Origin of the sequence: Campylobacter sp. 2018MI10, assembly GCF_018501175.1 — a bacterium.
In the GTDB taxonomy this organism is placed as follows: domain Bacteria; phylum Campylobacterota; class Campylobacteria; order Campylobacterales; family Campylobacteraceae; genus Campylobacter_E.
On the sequence record NZ_JAHCZD010000032.1, the window covers coordinates 1 to 7,445 of the forward strand.

Annotated in this window: 8 protein-coding genes; 4 read left to right on the forward strand and 4 right to left on the reverse strand. The window is 27.1% G+C overall.

The annotated features are described in order from the left end of the window. Positions 1 to 304: 304 nt before the first annotated feature. Entirely contained in the window at positions 305 to 1,024 is a 720-nt protein-coding gene (locus KJR01_RS09450) for a hypothetical protein (RefSeq protein ID WP_214118973.1), read from the forward strand. Here the strand turns inward: KJR01_RS09450 and KJR01_RS09455 are convergent. Genes KJR01_RS09455 through KJR01_RS09470 form a run of 4 tightly spaced genes read right to left on the reverse strand, consistent with a single transcriptional unit; the run spans position 1,010 to position 3,990 of the window. Further along, positions 1,010 to 1,483 carry a YbaK/EbsC family protein gene (locus tag KJR01_RS09455; RefSeq protein WP_214118975.1) on the reverse strand — a complete coding sequence of 158 codons (474 nt, stop codon included), beginning with the start codon at positions 1,481 to 1,483 and terminating at the stop codon, positions 1,010 to 1,012. The genes KJR01_RS09450 and KJR01_RS09455 overlap by 15 nt on opposite strands. After that, on the reverse strand, positions 1,476 to 2,240 hold the full coding sequence (locus KJR01_RS09460) for a phosphatidylserine decarboxylase (protein WP_214118977.1): 765 nt from the start codon (positions 2,238 to 2,240) through the stop codon (positions 1,476 to 1,478). Before KJR01_RS09460 ends, KJR01_RS09455 begins: the two co-directional genes overlap by 8 nt. 8 nt (positions 2,241 to 2,248) lie before the next feature. After that, the gene (locus tag KJR01_RS09465) at positions 2,249 to 3,340 is read right to left on the reverse strand and encodes a metallophosphoesterase (protein ID WP_250325182.1); all 1,092 of its coding nucleotides are present in this window, start codon (positions 3,338 to 3,340) and stop codon (positions 2,249 to 2,251) included. A 2-nt stretch (positions 3,341 to 3,342) separates the two neighbouring features. Continuing rightward, positions 3,343 to 3,990: a Crp/Fnr family transcriptional regulator gene (locus KJR01_RS09470; protein WP_214118979.1), complete on the reverse strand. Its 648-nt coding sequence runs from the start codon at positions 3,988 to 3,990 to the stop codon at positions 3,343 to 3,345. A 59-nt stretch (positions 3,991 to 4,049) separates the two neighbouring features. Between KJR01_RS09470 and gltX the strand changes: the two genes are divergently transcribed. Genes gltX through KJR01_RS09485 form a run of 3 tightly spaced genes read left to right on the forward strand, consistent with a single transcriptional unit; the run spans position 4,050 to position 7,298 of the window. Continuing rightward, positions 4,050 to 5,387, forward strand: coding sequence for a glutamate--tRNA ligase (gene gltX, locus KJR01_RS09475; protein WP_214118981.1), 1,338 nt, complete (start codon positions 4,050 to 4,052; stop codon positions 5,385 to 5,387). Beyond that, positions 5,374 to 5,688 (forward strand): YggT family protein, encoded by a 315-nt coding sequence (locus KJR01_RS09480; protein ID WP_214118983.1) that lies wholly within the window; start codon positions 5,374 to 5,376, stop codon positions 5,686 to 5,688. Before gltX ends, KJR01_RS09480 begins: the two co-directional genes overlap by 14 nt. Continuing rightward, entirely contained in the window at positions 5,685 to 7,298 is a 1,614-nt protein-coding gene (locus tag KJR01_RS09485; protein ID WP_214118985.1) for a lytic transglycosylase domain-containing protein, read from the forward strand. Before KJR01_RS09480 ends, KJR01_RS09485 begins: the two co-directional genes overlap by 4 nt. Positions 7,299 to 7,445 lie beyond the last annotated feature (147 nt).

Here is a 7,445-nt window from a genome sequence, read left to right on the forward strand (position 1 = left end):
GGTTAAATCTGAATATATATCAAATCATTAATTTTATATTTAATTTTAACAAGATTTTATATATTGCTTTATTTATTGTTTTTATAATAATTCTACTGTTATATTTTTTAATTATGAGTTTATATTTATTAGAATTTAATCCACAAAAATATAGTAAAAACTGAAAGCTTGTGAAAAATTTTTAACCGGATATTTATTTATTGATATTGCAAATACATTAAATATATTTTTTAAATATGATAGCTTTATTGTAAGACCTTTTTTAAATATAGCTAAAAATTATTATGATGAAGGTAAAAAGCTCTTGCCAGATGATAGTATTGAAGATATTATGTGGTGGGTTTTGTATTATAAACGCATGTATGGTTTAACTAATAAAACACAAGATTATAGTATGTTAGACAAGCTAAGCTACGATGATTATCAAGAAATCTATGAAATGATAAAAAGAGTGCCTTATGGTAATATTTATTATGATGTGGATATTATGACAGAATATAGACTATCTAATATGCTTGGTTTGGTTATGCTATATATATCTCATTCTCCACATAAAAGGTCATATGAATATTATATAAAAGATTATGATAAAGCAAGTGAAATTTATGAGCTTTTAAATATAGCTTTTAATAAATACTATACATATCAAGCAGAGAAAAAATTTAATTACGCGCTATACCTAGAAGTAGTCATCAATGCCTTAAGCACTTCAGCATTTAAATATTATAGTGAAAACAATTACTACGATGGAACTTCAAAAATAGATGTTACTGATATACCTTTACCTGATTATATTTGTAATGCTACAGACACAATAAAAATTAATGAATACTTTAAAAAAGCTATTTTATTTACAGATAAAAGTAATGTATATATAAAAAATATCTATGATGGTCCGGTTAATTATTTATATGCTTTACATAAATATTGCCCAGAAGATAAGGAAATAAGATACAGAATGCTCAATGTTATTGTTAATAAATTTCAACCAATGTATAAAAAAGGAGAATTAAATGATAGATGAATTGCTTATACTAGCAATATTAAAAAGCTTTTGAATATATTTTGCATTTATTTTTAGCTGAAGACCACGAAGCCCAGCACTAAGCACAAAATACTCAAGCTCTAAAGCTCTTTCGTCAATAAATCTAACATAATCTTTTTTCATACCAAAAGGCGAACAACCGCCCCTAATATATCCTGTTTTATCCTTTAATTTATCAAGTTTTAAAAGGCTTAAGGATTTTTCTCCTACCGCCTTTGCAAAAGATTTTAAATCTATTTCTAAATCCCCTTGAATACAAGCAACATACAAGGCATTTTTACCCTCGCAAACTATGGTTTTGTAAATATATTTAATATCAATTCCTGTCTTTTTTGCTACACTAATTGCTGATAAATCATCATCTACTTCATAGCTTAATAATTCATAATCTATTTTTAAAGTATCTAAAAACCTTGCTGCATTAGTCTTTTTAATCATTTGCTATTCTCTGTCCGAATTTAATCGCACCAACTTGGCATTCAAGTTTTAAATCATCGCCTAAGATTAAAATAGTAGAACCCATCAAAAATCTTCCTAGCATTTCGCCTTTTTTTAAGCTTACATTATCATAGTTTTTCTCATAATCACTTGCATTTTTCATATTAGTTTGCACGCTTGTATCAAAATCAAATTCCATCTTGCCAACATTTACAGCCCCTACAAAAACCATATAAAAAATATCTCCATTATCTTTTTTGCAAGTTAAAACCACACGCTCATTTCTTGAATACAAATTATCATGCTTACTAAGTGCTTTTAAATTAACGCTAAAAAGCTCCGCACAAAAATATTTTAGATTTAAAACCTGCATATTACAAGGACTATGATAATTGTGATAATCCCTTGGACTAAGATAAATATTTAAAAAATCAAGCTCATTTTTAGGAGTAAAACCTAAAAGCTCTTTAATATCATAATCTTTACCTTTTATACTAAACGCCTTTAAATTTGAGCTTTTTGCATAACTTAAAATAGTGCCATCACAAGGACTTATAAAGCCACTTTCAAATTCTCTTGGCTTTATTAATCTTCTAGTAAAAAGAGCTAATAAACTATCGTATTCTTTATAATCTTTAAACTCATCTAAAGGTATATTAAAATGCTTTACATAAGTTTTGTTTATATAATTTTGCATAATTTTTGGATATTTTATGCTTACTAATTTACCAAAAATTCTTGAAATTGTTTTTCTCATTATATTCCTTAAAGTCTAATTATTACTATTTCACTAGGTGCTAAAAAGCGTATAGATGGACCCCAAAAACCAGCACCACTACTAACATATAATTTAGTTTTTTTACCGATTTCATAAAGTCCGTGCAAAAATCCTTGCTGCATTAAAACAAAAATACTAAATGGGAAAATCTGCCCTGCGTGAGTATGTCCTGATAAAACTAAATCAAATCTACTCAAATCAAATTCCTTAGCTACAACAGGTTGATGAGCTAATAAAATATTGTATTTAGTATCATTAAAATTTTTATAAATTGGGGCTAAATCCATTGGCATTCCATATTTTGCACCCTTTAAATCATTTATGCCACTAAGCACTATTTTGCCTAAATCTATGCTTTCATTTTCTAATACTTTTATATTAGTTTGCTTTAATTTTGCTAGGATTTTTGTAGCGTCGTGGTAGTATTCGTGATTGCCAGTTACATAAAAGCAAGGCTTATTAAAGGTATTTAATAAATCCAAATAATCAATATCATCTATGTTAGTATCTATTAAATCCCCAACAATTACTACATAATCAACTTCTTGTTCGTTGATTTTTGCGATTAATTTTTCTAAAAAATCTTTATGCAAATTCTTGCCTAAATGCACATCACTTATCATTGCGATTTTTATTCCTAAATTAGCATTTAAATCTACATATTTAATAGGTGGAATTTTAATTGCCTTAAATATACCTTGTAAAAAACACCCAAATGCAACAAATAAAACGCCTAAATCACAAATCAATTTTAAAGTTTTTCTTCTATTTGTGTCTATATTCTTTACGCTTTTAAAGGCTATAAATTTAACAATATCATAAATTAAAGCGATTAAAAAGAAGAAGAAAGAAAAACCCAAAAGAATTGATAAAGTAGTATAAAGAAAATCAGGCAAAAAATTAGCTCTCATAGAGAACAAAAATACAACATTAGATATAAATAAAACTATGCAAACTAATAAAAAAAATCCTTTAAATCTAGGGAAAATTACTCTAAATAATTGTCTATAAATATAAGCATTTGCAATAAAAACAGCAACGCAAAATGCAATAGCAAATAATAAATGGTGTAAGCTCATAATTAATTCTCGTAAAGTGATTTTAAATATTTTTCATCATGAATTATTAAGTTTTTATCATCATCAAAACTAATAATTCCATCATTTTTAAACTTAGCTAAAATTCTAGAAAAAGTCTCCGGAGCTAGATTTATAAATGAAGCTAATTGGATATGTTTTATGCTCTTAAATACTTCGCTTTGTTCGCAAACTAATTTAGCTAGCTTTGCTTCAGCACTTAAAATCATTTCATTATGAACGAATTCTGATAAATAAATTAACTTTTTTGAAATTCCACTTAATAAAGCTAGAACAAAATCAACCTTAGTTAAAAACTTATTTTTAAGCTCTTCAAAATCAATCTTAATCACTTCCCCACTATTTAAAAAACTAGCACTCGCAGGAAAAGGGATATTTTCAAAATTAGCTAATTCGGCTACAAAAGAAATAGGAGTTAATTTATGCATAAAAATTTCAGCTCCTTTTTGGTTGGTTTTATAAACCTTAATATTTCCTTTAATTAATAAGTGCAAATACTTACTACTTTCACCTTCCATAAATAGCATTTCGCCTTTTTCGTAGCTTTTAAGAATACAAATTTTTGCTAATTCTTCAAGCTCATTTTCGCTAAAATCTTTAAAAAAAGAAATTTTTTTTAATACTTCTTTCATTGGCACTCTTTTTACTTTCTTAAAATAGAATTATGAAAAATCATATCAAGGAATTACAAATGTTTAGATTTGCCCCATCACCTACAGGCGATATGCATATAGGGAATTTAAGGACTGCCGTTATTAATTATGTATGTGCGAAAAAATATAATAAAAAGTTTATTTTAAGGATAGAAGACACAGACACAGCTAGAAATATTCAAGGCAAAGAAGAAGAGATTAAGAGTATTTTAAATTTATTTGGGATTAATTGGGACGAATACTATGTGCAAAGCACTCATCTAGCAACTCATCAAAAATTAGCAGCAAAATTATTAGAAAATGGTTCTGCTTTTAAATGCTATTGCACCGAAGCTGAATTAGAAGAAAAAAAAGAATTAGCAAAAAACGAAAAAAGAGCTTATAGATACGATGGAACTTGCGAGAATTTAAAACAAGATTTAAATAAACCATTCGTAATAAGACTTAAAAAACCTAAAAACACAATCACTTTTAAAGATGAAATAAAAGGCGTTTTATCATTTGAGCCAAATGATGTTGATAGTTTTGTGATTTTAAGAGCTGATGGGACACCTACATATAATTTTGCATGTTCTATGGATGATATGTGCGAAGGAGTTAGCTTTATTATCCGTGGAGAAGACCATGTAAGCAATACTCCAAAACAAGAACATATAAAGGCGTCTTTAGGCTTTAATGAAAGTATGCAATATGCACATTTACCTATCATTTTAGACGAAGAAAGCGGTCAAAAAATGAGTAAAAGACAAGAGCATTCAAGCGTAAAATGGCTTTTAAATGAAGGCTTTTTACCCGATGCGATAGCTAATTATTTACTAGCTTTAGGAAATAAAATTCCTAATGAAATTTTTACGATGAATGATGCAATTTCTTGGTTTGAAATAAGCAATATTTCTAAATCTCCAGCTAGATTTAGTATGGCAAAATTAAGATTTATAAATAGAGAGCATATTAAGATTTTAGATGATGAAATTCTAGCTAGATTATTGTTTAAAGATGAGTTTTTAGCTAAGTTTAGTAATATAAAGGTATTAGCAAAATTAGCAAAACTTCACTTAGAAGAAGCAAGTACTTTAAATGAAATTAGAGCTAAGCTTAGTGGATATTTTCTACCATTTAATGTAGTTTTTGCTAATAATTTAGATTTTAGTGAGAGTGCGAAATTATTAAAAGCTGAATTAGAAAAATCAAACCTACCTAGCAAATACGAAGAATTTAAACTAAATCACAACGCTAATTTAAAAGGCAAACAATTATTTATGAGCTTAAGGTTATTGCTTAGCGGTTCAGCTCACGGCCCTGAATTAGCACAAATTTATGAGATTATGCAACCTTGTATGAGTGAGTTTTTAAAGGTAAAAGATGAGCTTTGCTGATATTGTAGTTTTACTGCTTGTATTGATAATAAGAGGACTAAATATTTATTCTTATTTAGTTATTGCCTATTGTTTGTTTTCGTTTTTTCCACAAGCTTTTACAAGCCCTATCGGATATAAAATATACAATATTGTATATAAATTAGTAAGACCTGCCTTTGATTTAGTATATATGATAATACCGCCTAGATTTTTAAATATAGGCATGGTAAGTCTTGCCCCCATTGCTGTTTTCGTAGGAATACATTTATTACAAATCGGATTATTTGAATTAGTAAAAATCGTAAAAGGATTATTATGAAAAAATTAATTAGTATATTATTAATTGCTCAAGCTTTATTTTCATATACTTATGAAGAATTAAAAAATGAGCCGAACTCACTTGCTAAGGACTTTTTTTTATATAATTTATTAAAAAATAATGAGATAAAAAAAGAAGATTTAAAAGAATTTAAAACACATATTTTCCGTTTTGCTGGAGTTATGAAAAAAGAATATGAAAAACTAAGCAAAGATATTAAAGAAGAGCCAAAGACATTACCTGCTGATTCTTGCTATAATTATTCAATCAATTCTATAATGAACGCAGATGAAAAATGTCAGATATTTAGACTAAAAGAAATAAATTTTGCAAAAAAGTTAAGCAAAGAAAACCTAATAAAACTAGCAAATATTTATAAACAAAAAGATAAAAATCTAAGCTCACAATTAAGCATATTAGCTAACAAAAACCCTGTGGCAGAAAGCATTAAAAAAGGTGATGGAAAAACCTTAATGAAGCTTTATTATGATGGATATAAGCTAGATGATTTTTCTCCAGGACCACTTACTCGTGCTAGTATGATGGAACACCCTAATGCTTATAAATTTTTAAACTCAGCTATAGTAGATGATAAATATCCAAAAATAAAAGAAAAATTAGCAAGTCTTGATAAAGAAGACGCTAAAGAAGATTTAGCATTTGCATTAGGTTTAAATGCACTTATGTTTAATAAAAATGCCTTAGCAGAAAAATACTTTTTAAGAGCTAATAAAACTTATAAATATAAAAGACCAAAGGATAATGCTTTATTTTTTGCTTATTTAGCTAGTAATAAAACTAGACATTTAGATACTTTGGCAAATAGTGATGATTTAAATATTTATAGTATTTTAGCAAAAGAGCTAACAAATACACCATTACCGACCATCATCACACCAAATCCTACAAAAAGCATAGATTATCCTATAAATAATGCTTTAGTTCAAGCTAGATTTATGAATGACATTAAAAACGCTGATACTCAAAAGCTTAGCGAAATGCAAGAATATTTTAATACCAAAAATACTCAAGGACAATATCTAGTAATTAGCGATAAATTAAGTAATTTTAAAGATAATATTTATCCAATACCATTTCCTGAAGAATTAGCCAATTATAGCGTAGAGCAAAAAGCACTAATTTTAGCTATTGCTAAACAAGAAAGCAGATTTTTACCAGCTTCTGTAAGCACTTCTTATGCTTTAGGTATGATGCAATTTATGCCTTTTGTAGCAAGACATACTGCTAAAGTTGATTTTAATGATAATGATTTTGATGTTACTCAAATGTTTGACCCAAAAATAGCTTATAAATTCGCACACGCTCATTTAAATACGCTTAAAAAAGGAGTTAAGCATCCTATATTTATAGCTTATGCTTATAACGGGGGCTTAGGATTTACTCAAAGAATGCTAAAAAAAGATTATATGTTTAATCCAAATTCTAAACTAAAATCATACGAACCATTCTTATCAATGGAACTTGTGCCTTATTTAGAAAGTAGATTGTATGGTAAAAAAGTTTTAGCAAACTATTATATCTACCTAAAAATATTAGGTCAAAATGTAAAAATGAGTGATTTAATAAAACAAATAGATAAAAATCAATAATATAGGTATTTTTACCTATATTATCCTTAGTTTTTGCGCTAAATTATAAGAGCTAAAAACCATTTAAAGCTTATATATTAGTATAAAAACCATATTAAAAAACAATTCAAATGATTTTAATAACTTACTTTATAATAATTGATATAT

Bases quoted from the DNA above. Each gene is read 5' to 3' on its own strand.
- KJR01_RS09455 (WP_214118975.1), bottom strand. From the start codon at position 1,483: ATGATTAAAAAGACTAATGCAGCAAGGTTTTTAGATACTTTAAAAATA.
- KJR01_RS09460 (WP_214118977.1), bottom strand. From the start codon at position 2,240: ATGAGAAAAACAATTTCAAGAATTTTTGGTAAATTAGTAAGCATAAAA.
- KJR01_RS09465 (WP_250325182.1), bottom strand. From the start codon at position 3,340: ATGAGCTTACACCATTTATTATTTGCTATTGCATTTTGCGTTGCTGTT.
- KJR01_RS09470 (WP_214118979.1), bottom strand. From the start codon at position 3,990: ATGAAAGAAGTATTAAAAAAAATTTCTTTTTTTAAAGATTTTAGCGAA.
- gltX (WP_214118981.1), top strand. From the start codon at position 4,050: ATGTTTAGATTTGCCCCATCACCTACAGGCGATATGCATATAGGGAAT.
- KJR01_RS09480 (WP_214118983.1), top strand. From the start codon at position 5,374: ATGAGCTTTGCTGATATTGTAGTTTTACTGCTTGTATTGATAATAAGA.
- KJR01_RS09485 (WP_214118985.1), top strand. From the start codon at position 5,685: ATGAAAAAATTAATTAGTATATTATTAATTGCTCAAGCTTTATTTTCA.